Below are 18,977 nucleotides of genomic sequence, written 5' to 3' on the forward strand. Positions count from 1 at the left end.
ATTTCTGAGCCTCGGAGAACAATTTTATAAAAAAGGCACGCCGCAGTTTCATGCGGCGTGCCTTTTATGTTCGTTTAGTCGCTTACTTGCGCGAAACGGCCTTCTTGACAGCTTGGGCGATATCGTCAGCCGTGACGTTATACTCCTTGCGGAGGAAGTCCTCTGCGCCGACCTGACCGAAGCGCTCCTGAATACCGACCATCTCCATCGGAACCGGCTGGTTCTTAGCGAGGCAGTTTGCAACAACGCTGCCCAGACCGCAGCCGACCTGATGGTTTTCGGCGGTAACAACGCAGCCGCACTCCTTAGCGGAGGCGATCACAAGTTCCTCGTCGAGCGGCTTCCAGGTGAACATGTCGATCACCTTGGCGGCAACGCCTTCAGCGGCCAGTGCTTCGGCAGCCTTCAGCGCTTCGTCTACCATGATGCCGGAGGCAATGATGGCAACATCCTTGCCTTCCGTGAGGGTAACGCCCTTGCCGATCTCAAAATCAGAGCCGTCGGCGTAAACGGTGGTTACGCCCTTGCGGATCATGCGCATGTAAGAGAACTTGCCGGAATCGGCCAGCTTCTTGGTCAGGCAGTTGATCTGCGCGTAGTCCACGGGGTCGATCACGACTGCGTCCGGAATGGACAGGTACAGCGCGCAATCTTCAAACGGCATATGGGTGCCGCCGTTGTACGCGGCGCAAACGCCGGGGTCGGAACCGACAACGTGTACCGGCAGAGCGGCATACGCGGCGGACATGAACGCCTGATCGAACGCGCGGCGGGATGCGAAGCAGCCGAAAGAGTGCATGAACACCTTCTTGCCGGTCGCGGTCAGGCCTGCGGAAACGCCCATAGCGTTCGCTTCGGCAATGCCTGCGTTGATGGTACGGTCCGGATAAGCCTTAGCCAGCTTACCGGTATTGATGCAGTTTTCCAGATCGCAGTCAACATGTACAACGGTAGGATCCTTCTCCATCAGCTCAAGCATCGCGGAGACGTAACCGTCGCGGTTGGCGCGGGAATCCTTTTCGTGTTTGCCAATCAAAGTAAAGCTCATTCCTATTCCCTCCCTTACTGTGCCTTGATCTCGGCGTACTGCTTCTCAGCGTAAGCAATGGCTTCGTCCCACTGCTCCTTAGAAGGCTGCGAAGAGTGTGCGCCAGTGCCGTCAGCAAAGGTAGCGCCCTTGCCCTTAACGGTGTTCAGCACGATACAGGTGGGCTTGCCCTTCGTGGCATAGGCCTGCTGTACGGCGTCGTAGATCTGCTCAACGTCGTTGCCGTCGGCAAGATTGATCACGTTCCAGCCAAAAGCGTCGAACTTAGCGCCGATGCCCTTGCCGTGGCTCATGACCGCTTCGCACGCGCCGTCGAGCTGATACTTATTATCGTCTACGAAGCAGACGAGGTTGTCCAGTTTGTAGTGCGCGGCGAACTGAGCCGCTTCCCAAACCTGACCTTCATCGCACTCGCCGTCGCCGACAAATACGAATACGTGGTTGTCGCGCTTATCGATCTTGTTGCCAAGAGCGGCGCCGGTAGCGGTAGACATGCCTTGGCCGAGCGAGCCGGTGGTCAGGTCAACGCCGGGGGTCTTCTGACGGTCGGTGTGGGACGGGAAATTGGTGTGGGGCTGATTGAGCGTATACGCCTGCTCCAAGGGGTAGAAGCCCTTGAGGCCGAGGGTCGCGTACATTGCCGGGCCGGCGTGGCCCTTGGAGAGGACGCACCAGTCGCGGTCTTCCCAGCGAGGATTCTTCGGATCGATCTTCATCACATCGCCGTAAAGTACGGCGAGAGCGTCGATGATCGACATCGAGCCGCCCACATGGCCAAAGCCAAGCGAGCCGATCGTCTTGACGGTCTCAAGACGGATCTGCGCTGCGAATACACGAAGCTCCTGCATCTTTTCTGCTTTCTGCATTGCATACACCTGCCTAATACAAAATTTTTCTCAAAACGGAACAGGGTCCGGGCTGCGGCGCAAAATACACGCCGTCTTGAATACAGTTTAACACCAACGACCCGCGAGTTCAACCGCATTTCTTATTTTCATCATAAAATTTTGAACCTATATTTTGGCCAGTCCGGAAAAATCCACAAAAAAATTGGTGCAAAAATATAAAAATTGTTTGTTGTGTCTTGGTTGCTTTTTCGTGGTTTTCTGGTAATATTAAAAATAGGGTTCTATTTATGCATCTGCTTGTGATAAAATTTTAAGAGAAAAAAATAAGGGATTAAATAGTAATACGGATTGGGGAAGCGTCATGAAAGTAAATCGGCTGAATTCCATTGAACAATACGTCATTGCGCGGGAAACGGTCAGCATTGACGAACTGTGCGAGGTGTTCGGGGTATCCAAAAACACCATCCGCCGCGACCTGAACGAGTTGGAAATGCGCGGACATATCACCAAGGTATACGGCGGCGTTACCGCCGCCGTTTCAAACGGCGCGGTGCCTACGCCCATCCGCTCCGGGCTAAACCCGGCGGATAAATCGCTGATCGGCCGGCTCGCGGCGGAGGAGATCGAGGACGGCGACACGATTTTTATCGATTCCGGCACGACTACGCTGTGCCTTTTGCGTTATCTGGTGGCAAAAAAACGCATCACCATCATCACCCATTCCCTCGGCGCGTTGAGCGAGGCCGCCAAGTATGAAAACCTGACCATTATTTCGCTGGGGGGCATTTACAGCCCCACGACCGATTCCTTTGTCGGTCTTTCCACGATCGAAGCGCTCTCCGCCGTGCGCATCACCAAGGCGTTCATGGGCGCGACCGGCGTATCGCTCACCGCGGGCATGACCAACACCACCTTTTTAGAAGCCGAGATCAAGCGCGCCGTCGTTCAGCGCGCGGACCATATTTACTTAATGGCCGATTCCTCCAAGATCGGCCGCGAGGCGATCGTCACCTTCTGTCATTTAAAGGACCTAACCGCCTTCATCACAGACCGCGAGCCGCCAATGGATTATATCGATCTTTGCCGTTCGGCAAACGTGCGGATTCGTTACGAATAATACGAATATGAGGGGAGCACGTTGCGATGGCGGCGCGTTCCCCTTTGTTTGTCCGGAAGGGCGGATGAGGGCGCTTGTTTCTGCGGCTTTTCGTGTGAAAAATCCTCAAGGTAAAGTTTTTGTGAACATATTCTTTTCCGGGTTGTACTGCCATGGAATATCCGCTATAATGGCCCAAAACAAAGGATGGTGAAAACATACCATGGACAACGCCTTAAGCGACGCTGCCCGAAGTACGTCTTACCCTATGGAAAAGCCAAAGCACACCTTGCGCTTTCTTGCGCCGGAGGTGTGCTTTTTCTGTTTTCAGCCATGTCAGGCAGCCGTGACAATCAAGAAAGGGCGATCTTATGAATTTGCAACTATTTGAAATAAAAAAATCCTTTGGAAACAAAAAGGTACTGCGGGACTGCTCGTTCACGTTTGAAAAAGGTAAAATATATGGATTGCTTGGTCGAAACGGCGCGGGCAAGACCACGCTTTTCAACTGCCTGACCGACGAGGTGGCGCCCGATAGCGGAAAAGCAGAAATTTGCGAAGCGAACGGAAACTGCCATGCGCTTATGGCGGACGAGGTCGGATATGTGTTCTCCACGCCGATTCTGCCGGATTTTCTGACCGGATATGAGTTTATCAAATTTTTTATGGACATAAACGAGCGAAAAATAGACCCCCATAAGACGATAGACGACTACTTTGATATGGTAAAGATCAACGCCGAGGATCGTCACCGCCTGATCAAAGGCTATTCGCACGGCATGAAAAACAAAGTACAGATGCTTTGCTTTATGATCGTCCGGCCTCCTGTCATTCTGCTCGACGAGCCGCTGACTTCCTTCGACGTGGTGGTGGCATTGGAAATCAAACAGCTATTACGCGAAATCAAACACGACCATATCATTATTTTTTCCACGCACATCCTGCAACTGGCAACCGATCTATGCGACGAGATCGTCGTGCTCAGCGACGGTCGCTTGCAGCAGATTGACCATACCATGCTGCAAAGCAAGGACTTTGAGACACAGATCATAGAGCTTTTGAAAGATGAGGCAGCCTATGATTAAAACATTAAAGCAGATCACCGATATCAAAGCCGTTTTATGGGTCAACACGTTTTGCTATTATTTTCGGCGGCTATGGCTGGTCGGAAAATGGATGCCGGAATCGATCTATTCCCGGTACGGTCTCAAAAAGGCGCTTGCCGTAGTGGCAAACATCGTCCGGCAGCTTATCGATTTTTGCGGCAAGCCGCTTTATCTGCTCGCTTTTGTCGGGCTGCCGCTTCTGGCTACGCTGGATATCCAAACGATGTCCAAGGCGTTCCCCGCGATGGTGCACATCCTGTTTTTCTTAAATTGCGGGATCGGTTCGGTTGCTGAAAGTCAGATTTTTACGGTCACAAGGGACAAGGTGGCCTGTATCAAGTATTTGCATATGGATGCGCGTACCTATCTCAAGGCTTTTTTGGCATATAAATACGTTCCCTTTTTTCTATACTATTTGCCTTGGCTATTCGTGTCCGCCCGACTGCTGGGCGCAACGCTTCTGCAAGGATTTTTTCTCTGGCTCTTGCTGCTTTCCTTCCGCATGATCGGAGAGGCGTCTCAGCTGCTGATCTTTGACCGGACGGGCAAGGTCATTTCGCGCAGTATGGCGTATAATTGGGCAGTCATCGGCATTGGCCTTACGGGAGCCTATCTGCCCGCAGCGTTCGGTTGGACGGGGGGTTTGGCCGCGGTCCTGCTCCATCCGGTCAGCGTGGTCGTTTACGTCGCGCTTGGCATCGTAAGCCTTTGGTACATTACGGTGGGCTACCGTGGGTATGAAGAAAAATTTCATCGCTCCATCGATCAAAACTTTCTATTATCAACGCTTCTCAAGTCCTCCACCGGCGCATCCGCCGGTTTTAGAGCGGTCGAGATCAAGGAAACGGATGCGAAAGGTTCCGAATCAGCGAAGGAAAAGTTTCGGAAACTCACCGGCTACCGGTATATGAACGCTCTGTTTTTTGCACGGCATAGAAGGCAGCTGGTCAAGCCGGTCTATTATCGGCTGCTCGCAACAGCCGGGCTGTTTTCCGGAGCCGTGGCGTTTTGGATCGTCAACCGCGAGGCGGCGGTCCGTCTTAGTACCAATTTGACCTCCCTGCTGCCGTTCTTCGTTTATATCATGTATTTTATGACGGTTGCGGACAAAGCCGCCCGCGCCATGTTCTTTAACTGCGATAAGGATATGCTGCATTATGCCTACTACCGTCAGCCGCAGACCGTTTTGCGCAATTTTCAAATACGGCTGTTTCGCGTATCCCTGTACGACCTTGTAATCGCGGGTGCGATCTGTCTGGCGGCGCTGGGCTTTTGTCTGCTCTGCGGCACTTCCCTATTCAGCATGGACCTTATGCTGTTCTGTGTGACCATTCTTCTGTTGTCCATTTTGTTTACGGCGCATCATTTGTGCCTCTATTATATTTTCCAACCATATTCGGAAAGTTTGCAGATAAAAAACCCTTTTTACTCGTTTATCAATGTACTGATGTACGTTCTGTGTTTCCTTTGCCTGCAAATTGAAACAGGCGGTTTTGTTTTTACGATGTCGGCGCTTGGATTCACCACGCTTTATATTGTCGTTGCGTTGGTGCTGGTTTACCATCGCGCGCCGAAATCGTTTCGGGTAAAATAAAAGCTTTAATCGCGCGCCCATTCGCCCTCAGCCGGACGATTGGTTTGACTTCTGCGCGCGCCCCTTCTATACTATAAGCAACGTTCTTTTGGAAAAGGAGGCGGCGAACGGTATGCGGCTCTGCATTGAAAAAGCTCCATGCAAGGTCTGATCAGCGGACGGCGCTGCATGGAGCGGAAATGAAACACCTTGTTCCGTCCGATGAAAGGCTTTGCATGTTTTGTTGATTTCCCGGGCCATACCCGGCACCAAAACAGTAAGGAGCAAAGTCGAAATGAATCATACAAACAAGCCCTTGCGGGGACTTCATACCTTTCTCATCCTGTGGAGCACGCAGGCGTTTTCCGAGCTGGGCAGCGCTATGACCAGCTTCGCGCTGATCGTCTGGTCGTTTGAGCGGCAGGGCTCGGCGCTTGTCACCGCGCTGCTCTCCGTATGTTCCTACGCCCCCTATGTGGTTTTCAGCATTTTCGCGGGCGCGCTGAGCGACCGGTGGGACAAAAAGCGTACCATGCTGGTTTGCGATACGGTGGCGGCGGCCGGTACGGCGGTCACGCTGGCGCTGCTCTGCACCGGCTCGCTGCAAATTTGGCACCTCTACTTACTTAACGCGCTGAACGGCCTGATGAATACCTTTCAGCAGCCCGCCTCCGACGTGGCGGTAAGCTTGCTCGCGCCGAAGGAGCAATACCAGCGGGTCGGCGGCCTGCGGTCGCTCTCCAATTCGCTTGTCACGATTTTATCGCCGGTGTTTGCTTCGGTCATGTTCGCCGCGTTGGGCATTCGGGCCGTACTGGTGTTCGATCTTGCGACGTTTGCCGTGGCGTTTCTCACGCTGCTGCTGCGCGTTCGCATACCACGGCCGCACGCCACCGGCGATGCGGCGGAGGGCGTGATCGCTTCCGCCAAAAGCGGCCTGCGCTTTCTGCGGCGGCACCGCGGCGTGCTCGATCTGATCCTGTTCCTCGCGGCCATCAATCTGGCGGCTTCGATGTACAACGCCGCGCTGCCCGCCATGCTGCTTTCGCGCGCCGGCGGGAGCAAAACCGTGTACGCGCTGGTCAACGCCTGTACAGGCGCCGCCAATGTGCTGGGCAGCGTGCTTGTCTCGCTCGCGCCCGCGCCGAAAAGCCGTGTGCGCGCGATCTGCAACGCGCTTCTCTTTTCCATGGCAACGGAAAACCTGCTGCTCGCATTGGGCCGTTCGGCCCCGGTGTGGTGTCTGGGCGCGGTGCTTGGCTGGCTGTGCATTCCGGTCATGAACGCGAACATGGACGTACTGCTCAGATCGCATATTCCGGTGGAAATGCAGGGGCGGGTCTACGCGGCGCGCAATGCCTTGCAGTTCTTCACCATACCGGTGGGGTATCTGCTCGGCGGGCTGCTGATCGACCGCGCGCTCGGCCCGCTCATGGCGGCGCAGACGGCGAACAGCCCGCTTGTGCGCCTGTTTGGCGCGGGCGGCGGGACGGGCGCGGCGGCGCTGTTTCTGCTGCTGGCCGTGTCGGGCGTGCTCATCTGCCTTGTTTTTCGCCGCGACAGGCACCTATGGACGCTGGATAATAAAGAATAAAACAATAAGTGGGACGCTGCAAAATCGTTGCGGCATCCCACTTATTGTTTATGTGACCCCGACCGCGTTCGGGCTACTTCCCCTTTCGGTAACCGGACGGCGACGCGCCGTAAACCCCGCGAAAGCGTTTGATGAAATAGCTGAAATTGTCAAAGCCGACAAGAAAGCCGATCTCCATCACGGGCAGATCGGTTTCGCGCAGCAGGCGCGCGGCCTGCTCGATGCGCAGCGAGTTGATATGCTGCGTCAGTGTTTTTCCAAAGTTATCTTTAAAATAGGTACAAAAATACTGCGGCGACAGGCCAAAATGCGCGGCCACCTCGGCCAGCCGCAGCGGCTCGGCGAAATGCTCGCCCAGATAGGCGACGATCTCCTTGAGCTGGCCCGCCTTATAATCCGACGCGGGGCGCGCCCATTGCTCCAGACGGCCGTTTTCCGCGCAGACCGCGATCACGCCGAGCAGCGCCGCCTTCACCATCAGCTGGTACCCCGGCGCGCGCGCGTTGCACGCGCGGACGATCTGCGCCAGCAGGCCGCGTATCTCCCGCTGGCCCGTCTCGCCGCAGCGCATGCGGGTCCTCATGCGCAGCCGCCCCTCGGCCAAGGGCTGCAACAGCTCGCTCTGCGCCTGATCGGCCCGCGTGAACTCCAAAAAATCCGCCGCGAACACAAAGGAGCGGAACTCGTTTTCATGCCCGGCGGCGCGGATTTCGTGCAGCTCCTCCCCCGCGGCAAAGAATACGTCGCCCGGTTCGCCCTCGTAGTTATGGTCCGCGATCGTGACCGAAACATGGCCCGCTTCCACCGTGATGATCTCCAGTTCCGGGTGCCAGTGATAGGGAATAAAATCGCTGTCCTGCGCTTCGCTTCCATCCAGCGCGGGATATATCTGAAACGGAAAAGACGCGCTGCCGTGCTCCCTTTTTTCGCGCCGTGCGGCGTCCATAAGTCACGCCCCCTTTTTCCTTAATATCGTGTTATTATTGGCGAAGATATTACAAGCATTTTGGCATCCTTATGTTATAATTATACCTGTAAACAGGCAAAGGCGCAAGGGCGGCAAATCAAAAAACCTGATTTTTGTTGTACCTTTTGTTAGAACATACCACCTGTTTTTTGTGGATAATGCCAAAGCTGTTTCCAGCGGTTGTGTGCGCAAAACGCTCATGTTATAATATGAGGAGAGAGTTTGTCCACATTTCCGCGCGCACCGGCCCTTCGCCGGACGCATACGAAATGGCGGCGCATCCAAAAATTAGAGAGCGGAGGGAAAACGCATGTACATTGATAAGCAAGTCAAGCGCGGATACAACGAATATATCCGTCTGGACGAAGGCATCGGCAAGGACGCGATGATGGACGTCGCGCTGCTCGTGATGGAGGACGGCGACGAATACTCCTTTAACGAGACCGAAAAGGAGCTCGCCTGCATGCTGTTCGACGGCAACGTGACCATGGAGTGGGACGACCAGAAGGTAGACATGGTACGCCCCAACCCGTTTGATTACAACCCGTGGTGCCTGCACGTTTGCAAGGATACCAAGGTGAAGATCACGGCGCACGGCACTTCCAACGTATACATCCAAAAAACCCTGAACGAAAAGACCTTCCCGAACAAGCTTTACACGCCGGACGATACCGATACCTGGGCGCGCGGCGACAAGGGCGAACTAATGGGCTGCATCAAGCGCGATGTACGCACCTGCTTCGATCTTGACAACGCCCCCTACTCCAACATGGTGCTGGGCGAAGTTATCAACCTGCCGGGCAAGTGGTCCTCCTACCCGCCGCACCACCACCCGCAGCCCGAAGTTTACTTCTACCGTTTCGACAAGCCGATCGGCTTCGGCGCGGGCTGGGCCAACGGCGAATTATACGAGATCCACCACAACGGCCTTGCCATCATCACGGATAAGATGCATCCGCAGGTCATGGGTCCCGGTTACTCCTGCTGCTACGCTTGGGGCATCCGCCATCTGCCGGGCGATCCGTGGGACAAGACCCGCATCGACGACGAAGAGCACCTCTGGCTGCTCGATAAGGACGCCAACGATAAGATTTGGCACTGCCCGACCGGCAACTAATCACACAGTCATTATTTTGAGGAGGAATGATTCCTATGAAGCATATGGAAACTGTCCGTCTGACCGCGTCGCAGGCTTTGGTTCGTTTTCTGGAGAACCAGTATGTCAGCTACATCGATATGGACGGCAACGAAGTGGAGCACAAGTTTGTTAAGGGCGTATTCATGCTGCCCGGCCACGGCAACGTCGTAGGCTTTGCAAACGGCATCGAGCAGGAACTGAAGGACATGATCGTCTATCAGGGCAAGAACGAGCAGGGCATGGCCCTTGCCGCCGTCGGCTTTGCCAAGCAGGCGCGCCGCAAGCAGATCTTCGCCTGCACCTCTTCCGTCGGCCCCGGCGCGTGCAACATGGTCACCGCCGCCGCTACCGCGACCGCGAACAACATCCCCGTGCTGATTCTGCCGGGCGACGTTTACGCTTCCCGCCAGCCCGACCCGGTACTCCAGCAGATGGAGCAGCCGCAGAACCTGACGATTTCCGCGCACGATTCTTTCCAAGCGGTCACCAAGTACTGGGGCCGCGTCAACCGTCCGGAGCAGGTCATGACCGATATGATCGCCGCTATGCGCGTGCTGACCGATACCGCCAACACCGGCGCGGTCGCGATCTCGCTGCCGCAGGACGTACAGGCCGAAGCGTATGATTACCCGGTCGATTTCTTCCGCAAGCGCGTGTGGCGCATCGAGCGCCGCCCGGCCACCAAGTACGCCGTCAGCAAGGCTGTCGAAGTGATCAAGAACGCGAAGAAGCCGCTCCTGATCTGCGGCGGCGGCGTTCGCTACGCGGAAGCCCACAAGGTATTCAAGAAGTTCGCTGAGGACTTCGGCATCGCCTTCGGCGAGACGCAGGCGGGCAAGAGCGCCATCGAGTGGACGCACGAGCTCAACCTCGGCGGTCTGGGCACGACCGGCGGCATCGCCGCCAACAAGCTGGCGCACGAAGCCGACGTTGTCATCGGCGTGGGCACCCGCTACACCGACTTTACCACCGCTTCCAAGTGGCTGTACCGCACGGACGCGCAGTTCGTCAACATCAACCCGTCCGATTTCCAAGCGTTTAAGATGGACGCTACCCCGGTTGTGGCCGACGCGAACGAAGCGCTGACCGCCATCGGCGAGGAGCTGGCCAAGATCGGCTACCACACCGACGACGCTTATGCGGAAGAAGTGAAGAACCTTCGCAAGATCTGGTGGGACGACGAAGTGGCCCGCCTCGACGAGTGCGTATACACCGGCAAGGATTCCTTTGTTCCGGAGTGCCTTGACGCGAACCGCGAATGCGTTGAGAAGTACGTGGAGGACACCGGCTGCGACCTGTGCCAGACCACCGTGCTCGGCACCATCAACAAGATGATCGACGACGACGCGATCGTCTGCGCCGCCGCCGGCTCGCTGCCGGGCGACATGCAGGGCCTGTGGCGCGCCCGCACCCCCAACACCTACCACATGGAGTACGGCTACTCCTGCATGGGTTACGAAGTCGCTTCCGCGCTGGGCGCCAAGCTGGCTTGCCCGGATCAGGAAGTTTACGCGATGTGCGGCGACGGTTCGTTCGATATGCTGCACTCCGAGCTGATCACCTCCGTACAGATCGGCAAGAAGATCAACGTCATGCTGTTTGATAACGCCTCCTACGGCTGCATCAACAACCTTGAGGTTGGTCAGGGCAACGCCAGCATCTGCACCGAAAAGAACATGCTCGAAGAGGGCGTGACCAACGGCATCCACAAGGGCAAGGTTATTCAGATCGATTACGCCGCCATCGGCGCCGCGTACGGCTGCAAGACCTACACCGTCAAGACGCTCGACGAGCTCAAGGCCGCCATCGAGGATTCCAAGAAGCAGACCGTTTCTACCGTGATCGATATGAAGGTGCTGCCCAAGACCATGTCGAAGGGCTACGAGAACTGGTGGCGCGTCGGCGTGGCCGAGGTTTCCACCAAGCCCGAAGTACAGGCCGCCCGCAAGGCGATCGAAGATCACCTGTACGAATCCCGCCACTATTAATTCCTTCGCGTTTGGGGCATCGAACAATTTCCCAAAAGACTGCTGCAAGATACTTGCAGCAGTCTTTTCTATCCCCCCCTCCCCCGGGGCCATGTCCCCGCGAAAATGAAATTTTCTTCATTTTCGCGTAATCTGTCGAAACCTATGATATACTGTAAATGAACTGGAAAACACCGGCTTCCCGCTGTACGCGGGCGGCCGGTGCTTTTGTTTTTCGGCCCCTTGCTTTTCACAAAAATGGGATCACGAAAGGAGATCAAACATGAAAAACAGAACCCGAAAACGGCTAGCCGCGCTAGCCCTCTCCCTCGCTATGGTTGCGGGACTTTTGCCCGGCGCGGCTCTTGCCGCGCCGGAAGAGGAAGTAACGTTGCCTGTTACTCTGAATGGAAATTTTGCTAAGCTCGAAGGACTACTCACTAAAGCTCTCACTGCTACAAGCTTACAAAAGCAAACAGTAACCACGATCAAAATTAATGGTTCTGTAACAACATTAAGCAAAGATAACTGGACATTATTGCGCCAGTACTGTAATTCAAGTTCTGGATGGGACAAGCTTACTACCATTGATCTTTCGGAATCCAACCTAACGAGCATCGCCAACTTAAGCACGCCGGTTAAGGCTGAGAATCTCGTTACAGTCCGTCTTCCAGATAGTCTTCAAACAATTGGAAATCAGGCATTCAATCAATCCGCTAACTTAATCATGACTGCGTTGCCAGACAGGATTGAGACAATCGGACAAAGTGCATTTGCTAATCTGACAAAGTTGTCGCTCCAAAAACTTCCGAACAGTCTGAAAACCATCGGCCCCAATGCGTTCGATGGCTGCACCAACCTTGCTCTAACTGAACTGCCGCCTGCGCTTACAATGATTGGAAACGCATCCTTTAAAAACTGTACCAGCCTTAACCTGACCAAATTACCAGAAAAATTGACTAGCATCGATCATTATGCCTTCTATGGATGCACTGCGTTAACCGAATTGGAGTTGCCTGCAAGTTTGACTTCGATTGGACAGTATGCGTTTTATCAGTGCAGTAATCTTTCGAAGCTGCTCTTTAATGGCTCCATAGCCCCTACGCCGAATAGCGTTGCTTTTGGGTTACTTCCCTCTGTCGGTGAACTGATCTACCCAGCCGGGTCCGACTACAGCAAAATTATCAACGCGCTGCCTTCGGGCTGGACGAAAACCGCAGGATTCATTCTTACGGTTACCTTCAACACAGGCGATTCTATGACCGCAAAAATTACTGACGCCCTTACCAATGCAAACCCCGACAAGAAACTGTATACCGCCATTCAAATCACCGGCAACGCGACCGAGATCAGCGACGACGACTGGAACGCGCTGCGGGACTGCTACCACGATAACAGCGAATGGGAAAACCTGACCGACCTTAACCTTTCCGGCATGACGCAGCTCACCAAAATTGCCGGACTGAACGAAAACTCCTCTTCTTTTCGCAAAAACATGGGCAGACTGATCAACGCCACGCTGCCGGAACAAATTTCCGCGATCGAAAGCTTTGCCTTTTCCGACTGCTTCAATTTGAAGCTGAATAATCTGCCGAATAGCCTGACGACGATCGGCGACGGCGCGTTCAACAACTGCAAAAAGCTGGCGCTGACAGCGCTGCCCGCAGAGGTGGACCACATTGGGGAAAGAGCGTTTTCCTATTGCAGCCTATTAGAGTTGACCGAGCTGCCCAGCCGGTTGACCACGATCGAGGCTTATGCGTTTTCCAACTGCGCCGCGCTCAATTTAGGCAAATTGCCGGACAGCGTGAAGCACATCGGCAACGGCGCGTTTTACACCTGCGATAAACTTGCGTTGACGGTGCTTCCCACCGCGTTAGAGACCATCGGCGCGGATGCCTTTGGCTATTGCCCCGCTCTGAACTTATCCAGTCTGCCCGCGTCGGTCTCCGCGATCGGCGAAAAGGCGTTCCGGAATTGCAGGGGGCTCAAAGCTATGGATCTTTCCGGCTGTACGAATTTGACCGCAATCCCAAACGACCTGTTCAATGAGTGCGTATCGCTTACGCAAGTCACGCTGCCGGACAGCGTGGTCTCGATCGGGGATCAGGCGTTTGCCGGTTGCATCCTCCTTGCGGCAATAGACTTGCCTTCCAGCACAAACGCGCTTGGCGAGGATGCCTTTTCATTTTGTTCAGTGCTTTCCTCCGTACGGTTCCGCGCGGTCTCCTGTCCTGCGCTCGCCACCGGCGCCTTTTCAGGCGTTGCCGACAGTGGCACGGTCTTTATCCCTTACGGAGCGGACGGCTATGACGCCGCTTGGCTGGCGGCCCATTTCCCCGCCGGATGGCAGCTTGTCACGCTTGGCGGCCCGGAAGAGGAGCAGGCCACGCTCACGCCCGGCGGCACCTACTGGTTCGACCTTTCCGGTGTGGATATCCCCGGCACAAGAAACGGCTCCCTACCGGACGGCAGCCTGCGCTGGAGTCCCTTTACCTATGCGGGCACGGTCAACGCCTATGTGCTGAACAACGCGTCCGACGGTCAGCCCGGCGCGGCCGACGATGCGGCGAACACAACAGACCCCGCCGGTACCTATGGCTACCGCTACGATCACAGCCTTTTCATTTCGGAATACAACCTTTCCAGCGATGTCAGTTGGCGGGAACTGAACGGCGCCGGTCTGCTGTTCGGGAAAGACTACATAAGCGGCGGCGCCGGCTATATCCTGCGCGCGCCTTCCGTCGGCAACCTTTCTTCCGGAACCGGCGACCATACGCGCGGCTTGCCGCTGAGCAATGAATGGGATTCCATTTTAGCAGGCGGCAGCACCTACATAAAGAATTGGACGGACGTATATTCTCTGGGACAGGATACCACCGCGCAAGGCTATGCGCTGCGCGGCTATGATGCGTCCCACGGCTGGAACGATACCGATTCCGCAGGTATCGACGCGCGGCTGGGCTACCGCCCCGTATTGGAAGCGCTTACGCCAAACACCCTCAAGGCGATACGGCTGCATTTAAGCGGCGGCACGCTGGCCGGAGCGGATCAGATCGGCAACATGGATATCGTCTATGCCGGAGATTCGTTCACCGCCCCGTCGGCGGACGGCTTTGCGCGGCCAGCCGGCAAGAACGGCGACTACTTCAAGTGGCGCGGGAACGACGGCAGCCTCTATGCCGCGGGCGCGGCGGTACCCGCTTCTGTGGCCAGCCTGACCGCGGTCTGGGAAGATCCCGAACCCAGCGGCTCCGGCGGTGGCGGCGGTGGCGGCGGTTCCAGCTACTGCCGGCGCACGCTGACCGACAAACCCACCGGGCTGACGGTATCGGGCGAACAGATTCACGTATCCGCCGTTTTGTCTGTCACAACCGGAACGCTGCACGATGCCGGAGAGGCCGGTTGCGATCTGCTGCGGGCGGCCGAAAAGGCCGGGCGCCTGCTGGGAGTTTTTGATGTTTCCCTTTCCTACGGCTTCCGTGGCAAGCTATCCGTTTCCCTGCCCGTGGCAGATCACGATGGACAGGTTTTAACTGTCGCCCACTGTTTGGACGGCAAGCTGACGCTGACCGACGCGAAAGCGGCGAACGGCTTGATCACGGTGGAGACCGACAGCCTTTCTCCCTTCGCTGTTTTGGACGGCACTTATACGAAGGCCGATCTGGAGCAATTCCTCCTTCCCTTTACCGATGTGCGGGAGTCAGACTGGTTCCACAACGCCGTACTGTACGTTTATATCAACGGTTTGATGAATGGCACCAGCCAAACCACGTTCGAGCCCTACGGCGGCTCAAGCCGCGCCATGTTAGCAACGATTTTATATAGGATGGAGGGGACCCCCTCCATCCTCGGTGAAGGCAGAGCCTTCTTCACCGACATTTTGGCCGGGCGTTGGTACACCGACGCTGTGACGTGGTGCGCCGCGAACGGTCTGGCAAAGGGCTATGGAAACGGACGCTTTGGGCCGGATGATCCCCTCACCCGCGAGCAGCTCGTTACCTTGCTCTACCGCTACGCGGCATGGAAGGGCTGGGATACGAGCGCCGGTTCAAAAACCGATCTCCATTCCTATCCGGATGCGGCGCAGGTTTCCGGCTGGGCCGTGCCCGCGTTTCAGTGGGCCTGCGGCGCCGGGATCGTGGAAGGCATGACGGACGGCAGGCTGGCGCCCAAAGCAGGCGCCAACCGCGCGGAACTGGCGCAAATACTGGCGCGGCTTCTTCCCAAATACGCGTCACAGCCCAACGGCTAACCCTATCATACACACAGGCGCTTGAAGGAGCCATAACTGAGGGCCGCCCGATCAAACGATCGGGCGGCCCTTTTGCGGTTATTTACTTAAACTATGCGATATACCCGCAGCACTAAAAGGATTGCTTGCTCAACAGTAGCCGTTTCCTGTGGGCTCAACCGGGTATCCGAGGTGCCCTTCATAATTCCGCTGTGCGCCAGCGCGGCGACCGCTTCCCTCGCCCAGCCGGAAACCTGCCCCTCGTCCGTATAGGCGGACAGATCGCCGCCGGCATCAAGGGCTTCCCTGCCCTCCTGCTGCCGGATATAGACAATGGCGCGGTAGAACATGGCCGCGATCTGCTCGCGCGTAATGGATGCGTTCGGCTCGAAGGTGGTGGCGCTGGTACCGTTCACAATGCCCGCCTCATTCGCCTTGAGCACCCACTCGCTTGCGGTGTCGGTAAAGCTATGGGACGACGGGACGGTAAGCGTTTTTCCCAGCGCCTTTTCCGCCATATTGACGCCCAGCTCGCAAAATTGCTCGCGGTTGATCTCTTTTTGGAAGCCGCGGCCAAGCTCGGCAGGGACGAGCCCCAGATCGGTGGCGTCGCGGACCTCTTCTGCAGCCCAACTGGAAACTCTCTCTTGTTCGATTACCTCGGGCGTGAAAATGTCCTCAGGCTTTACCTCTTCCATGGTAAACGCGGCGGCGCCGCCGGTCAGCACGGCGGCGCACAGAAGCGCCGCGGTCGCCCGTTGTATTTTGGTATTCACAAATTCTTTCCCCCTAAAATCAGTCAATCGTCTCGCGCGGCAGCACAATACCAAAGGTATCCTTGAGCCAGTTCTGGCCCTTTTCATGCGGCTCTATATCACGTTCGTAGTGTGTGGAAGGTACAGATGCCTGAACGCGATCCATTTCCGCTTTGTCGTCAAAGGTGATCCATTGCAGTGTCCCTGATGAGAGGAGAAACGTACCTGCATCCACGCCTTTTTTTACACTGCCGAACGCAGGCAGATCAACATCAAAAAAGTGGATTTCAGCATCCAACCAATAGATCGGATCGCCGTTTGCGTCTCGAGCATAAACGATCTGATACCCATTCTCGCTCTTTATTATTTCGCTTGTCGCCTGCAGCATTGGCTCATATACCAGAAGGGCAAAATATTGATGAATCGGCTTGTCCGTATGGTTCGTAAATGTTGCCAAATAAGCAATTCCATTGTCATACATCTTTATCATTTCATCATAAGCAATAGAGATCGACACGTTCTTTTCCGGAACCGGTTCGGGGGCAGGCTCCGGTGAGGGCTCAGGCGTTGGTTGAGTCGCACCGTTTTCCGTCATAAAACGAATGCCGTTTTTCCGTGCGTAGCGCTCGGCTTCCGAGCCGGAAACGCCATAAATGACCGGGCCCTTTGTCCATGTAGAGGGATCGGTATAGGGGTCATTAACCGCGGGATCACTCGGAGCGCCAAACAAAAGGCCGATCTCCGTCACGCTCGCGGGGATGTGCAGTTCGGTCAGTTGGGTGCAGCCCTCAAACGCGCCCCAGCCCAGCTTGGTCACGCCGTCCGGTATGACAATGCTTTTCAGCCCGGCATCCTCAAACGCGGCGTTCTCAATGGAACGCAGCGTTGCAGGCAGCCGGATGGATGTCAGCGCGGTACAGCCCTTAAAAGCCCAGCTGTCAATGGCCGTAACGCCCTCGGGCAGAGTCACGCTTTGCAGCGCGGTACAGCCGTCAAACGCATATTTGGATACGGTAGGCGTGGCCTTTGACCAGACCGCATCGGTCAACTGGGTGCAGTCCGCGCATACCAGCATACCGATCTCGGTGACGGAATCCGGAAACGCGATCTGGCGTAGACTGCTGGTTGAAAATGCGCTCGCGCCCACCTTTTTTTCATGCCCATTAAAAGTAACGGACTGCACCTGACTCGAAGCAAAACAACTGTCCGATATTGTAACGACCTTGTCCGGAATTGTGATATCCGCTGGATAGCCGTAATCGTTGATAAAAAACGGATCCATAGTCAGTGTTCCGTTTTTGTCGATTGTCGCACCCGAAAACAATCCCTCGTTATTGATCGCCGTCGCTCCGGCAGTTAATAGGCAAATGGCAAGCGCAGTAGTTACGACATGCCGCCATGATCCTTTTTTCATATTTTTTCCTCCCCCGTGTTTCTTCATGCCCATGTCACATCCCCCTTTAATCATGTGGCTATCCCTAGTATAGCATATACGGCTGTAAAGAGCGAAAGGCTTTCCCCGTTCTTACCGGGTAGTTACAAAACTGCCCTAACTGCGTTCACGGCGACTGCTGCATGCATGTTGCTGCGATCTTTTTTACTCCCCTGTCATATTATTTTCGTCCGTTCACCTGTTGAAAAATCAGGAAATTTGTGATAGGCTTGAGTTGAAAAACAGGGGTTGAGGAGGCGCGAGCTATGAAACAGGTTTCGACAAAGGGATACGTCGTTGCGGCGGTTCTGTTGCTGCTGGCCGTGGGCGGCGCGTTTGCGGTCGGGCTGATCGCGGGCAACAGTCGCGCAGATGATGAGAGCATTGCGAAAACGGCCGACGCGCCCCCAAGCGAGCAAACGCCGTACAAGGTCGTTGTGCCGGACGCGCCGGAGGGGGCGGACGAACAGATGCCCAAAACCGTGCTGATTGACGAACCACAGGCCAAAGCACAGGGGGCGGCGCAGCAAAAGCCGCCGGTTCAGCAAGCCAAGGCGGCCGCCGGTACGCCCTCACAGGCGGATCAGGACTCGCTTTGGGCGCAATACAAAAAGCTTGAGGGCGAACAGCCTGAAATGCTGATCGACTGTACCTATTGCGGCGGGGATGGTTATTACGACGAGGATTGCGACGACTGCGGCGGCAGTGGCAGGCAAAGGATTCCGGGCACCTCTTATTGGTCCCCGTGTATCACCTGCGGCAACACCGGGAACAAGCCCTGCAAAAACTGCTTCTTCGGTCAGATGGACAATCCGAACTACGAACAGCAGTATGACGACTGGGACGCGGAACGGCGCGATATCCTGCACCAGCTTGGCTATACCGACGACGAGATCAAGCAAATGGACATGGCGGAAGCCCGCGCCTATGTGGAGGCGCACCAAAGCGTTTCGGGCGGTTCGGCCTCCGGCGGTTCGGCCAGCGGCGGCAGCTATCAGCCCCCAAAGGGCTCGCAGAGCTGCGATATCTGTTACGGTTCCGGCGACTGCCCGACCTGCAACGGCGCCCACGGCTACTGGAACCCGCTTGTGCTGAGCAGTTGGGTGGTATGCCCCAACTGCGACCACGGCGAATGCTGGAAATGCGGCGGCAGCGGTCAAAAATAGACGCAAAAAAGCGGAGGAGATATTTTATCTCCTCCGTTTTTTTGGGTCCCTTT

General features: G+C 55.9%; 13 protein-coding genes and 1 pseudogene. 9 read left to right on the forward strand and 5 right to left on the reverse strand.

Features of this window, described 5'->3' with window-relative positions; genetic code table 11:
* Positions 1 to 82 precede the first annotated feature (82 nt).
* Together NE562_RS05920 and NE562_RS05925 are read right to left on the reverse strand one after the other, a co-directional pair.
* Positions 83 to 1,048, reverse strand: coding sequence for a transketolase family protein (locus NE562_RS05920; protein WP_280961485.1), 966 nt, complete (start codon positions 1,046 to 1,048; stop codon positions 83 to 85).
* A gap of 14 nt (positions 1,049 to 1,062) precedes the next feature.
* Entirely contained in the window at positions 1,063 to 1,914 is an 852-nt protein-coding gene (locus tag NE562_RS05925; RefSeq protein WP_280961486.1) for a transketolase, read from the reverse strand.
* 343 nt (positions 1,915 to 2,257) lie between these two features.
* Here NE562_RS05925 and NE562_RS05930 point away from each other — a divergent pair, with 343 nt between their 5' ends.
* The 4 genes from NE562_RS05930 to NE562_RS05945 all read left to right on the forward strand — a co-directional run bounded on the left by NE562_RS05930 (position 2,258) and on the right by NE562_RS05945 (position 7,265).
* Positions 2,258 to 3,013 carry a DeoR/GlpR family DNA-binding transcription regulator gene (locus NE562_RS05930; RefSeq protein WP_280961487.1) on the forward strand — a complete coding sequence of 252 codons (756 nt, stop codon included), beginning with the start codon at positions 2,258 to 2,260 and terminating at the stop codon, positions 3,011 to 3,013.
* A 350-nt stretch (positions 3,014 to 3,363) separates the two neighbouring features.
* Positions 3,364 to 4,077 carry an ATP-binding cassette domain-containing protein gene (locus NE562_RS05935; protein WP_280961488.1) on the forward strand — a complete coding sequence of 238 codons (714 nt, stop codon included), beginning with the start codon at positions 3,364 to 3,366 and terminating at the stop codon, positions 4,075 to 4,077.
* The gene (locus NE562_RS05940) at positions 4,070 to 5,692 is read left to right on the forward strand and encodes a hypothetical protein (protein WP_280961489.1); all 1,623 of its coding nucleotides are present in this window, start codon (positions 4,070 to 4,072) and stop codon (positions 5,690 to 5,692) included. Before NE562_RS05935 ends, NE562_RS05940 begins: the two co-directional genes overlap by 8 nt.
* A 274-nt stretch (positions 5,693 to 5,966) precedes the next feature.
* Positions 5,967 to 7,265, forward strand: coding sequence for an MFS transporter (locus NE562_RS05945; RefSeq protein ID WP_280961490.1), 1,299 nt, complete (start codon positions 5,967 to 5,969; stop codon positions 7,263 to 7,265).
* Between the two features lie 73 nt (positions 7,266 to 7,338).
* Here NE562_RS05945 and NE562_RS05950 read toward each other — a convergent pair whose 3' ends face one another.
* The gene (locus NE562_RS05950) at positions 7,339 to 8,211 is read right to left on the reverse strand and encodes an AraC family transcriptional regulator (RefSeq protein WP_280961491.1); all 873 of its coding nucleotides are present in this window, start codon (positions 8,209 to 8,211) and stop codon (positions 7,339 to 7,341) included.
* 331 nt (positions 8,212 to 8,542) lie between these two features.
* Here NE562_RS05950 and NE562_RS05955 point away from each other — a divergent pair, with 331 nt between their 5' ends.
* The 4 genes and pseudogenes from NE562_RS05955 (at position 8,543) to NE562_RS05965 (ending at position 15,592) form a co-directional block, all read left to right on the forward strand.
* On the forward strand, positions 8,543 to 9,349 hold the full coding sequence (locus NE562_RS05955; RefSeq protein ID WP_280961492.1) for a 5-deoxy-glucuronate isomerase: 807 nt from the start codon (positions 8,543 to 8,545) through the stop codon (positions 9,347 to 9,349).
* 44 nt (positions 9,350 to 9,393) lie between these two features.
* On the forward strand, positions 9,394 to 11,358 hold the full coding sequence (gene iolD, locus NE562_RS05960) for a 3D-(3,5/4)-trihydroxycyclohexane-1,2-dione acylhydrolase (decyclizing) (RefSeq protein ID WP_280961519.1): 1,965 nt from the start codon (positions 9,394 to 9,396) through the stop codon (positions 11,356 to 11,358).
* A 313-nt stretch (positions 11,359 to 11,671) separates the two neighbouring features.
* Positions 11,672 to 12,424: pseudogene (locus NE562_RS17870) on the forward strand (leucine-rich repeat domain-containing protein); the annotation flags it as partial.
* A 171-nt stretch (positions 12,425 to 12,595) separates the two neighbouring features.
* Positions 12,596 to 15,592, forward strand: a complete 2,997-nt coding sequence (locus NE562_RS05965; RefSeq protein ID WP_280961493.1) for a leucine-rich repeat protein — start codon at positions 12,596 to 12,598, stop codon at positions 15,590 to 15,592.
* Positions 15,593 to 15,678: 86 nt separating this feature from the next.
* On the opposite strand, the gene NE562_RS17790 is transcribed toward NE562_RS05965, so the two are convergent.
* Positions 15,679 to 16,347, reverse strand: coding sequence for an S-layer homology domain-containing protein (locus NE562_RS17790; protein WP_280961494.1), 669 nt, complete (start codon positions 16,345 to 16,347; stop codon positions 15,679 to 15,681).
* A gap of 19 nt (positions 16,348 to 16,366) precedes the next feature.
* Entirely contained in the window at positions 16,367 to 17,740 is a 1,374-nt protein-coding gene (locus tag NE562_RS05975; RefSeq protein ID WP_280961495.1) for a leucine-rich repeat domain-containing protein, read from the reverse strand.
* 284 nt (positions 17,741 to 18,024) lie between these two features.
* Between NE562_RS05975 and NE562_RS05980 the strand changes: the two genes are divergently transcribed.
* Entirely contained in the window at positions 18,025 to 18,924 is a 900-nt protein-coding gene (locus NE562_RS05980) for a hypothetical protein (protein ID WP_280961496.1), read from the forward strand.
* Positions 18,925 to 18,977 lie beyond the last annotated feature (53 nt).

The organism is Butyricicoccus faecihominis (genome assembly GCF_024462775.1).
GTDB lineage: Bacteria > Bacillota > Clostridia > Oscillospirales > Butyricicoccaceae > Agathobaculum > Agathobaculum faecihominis_A.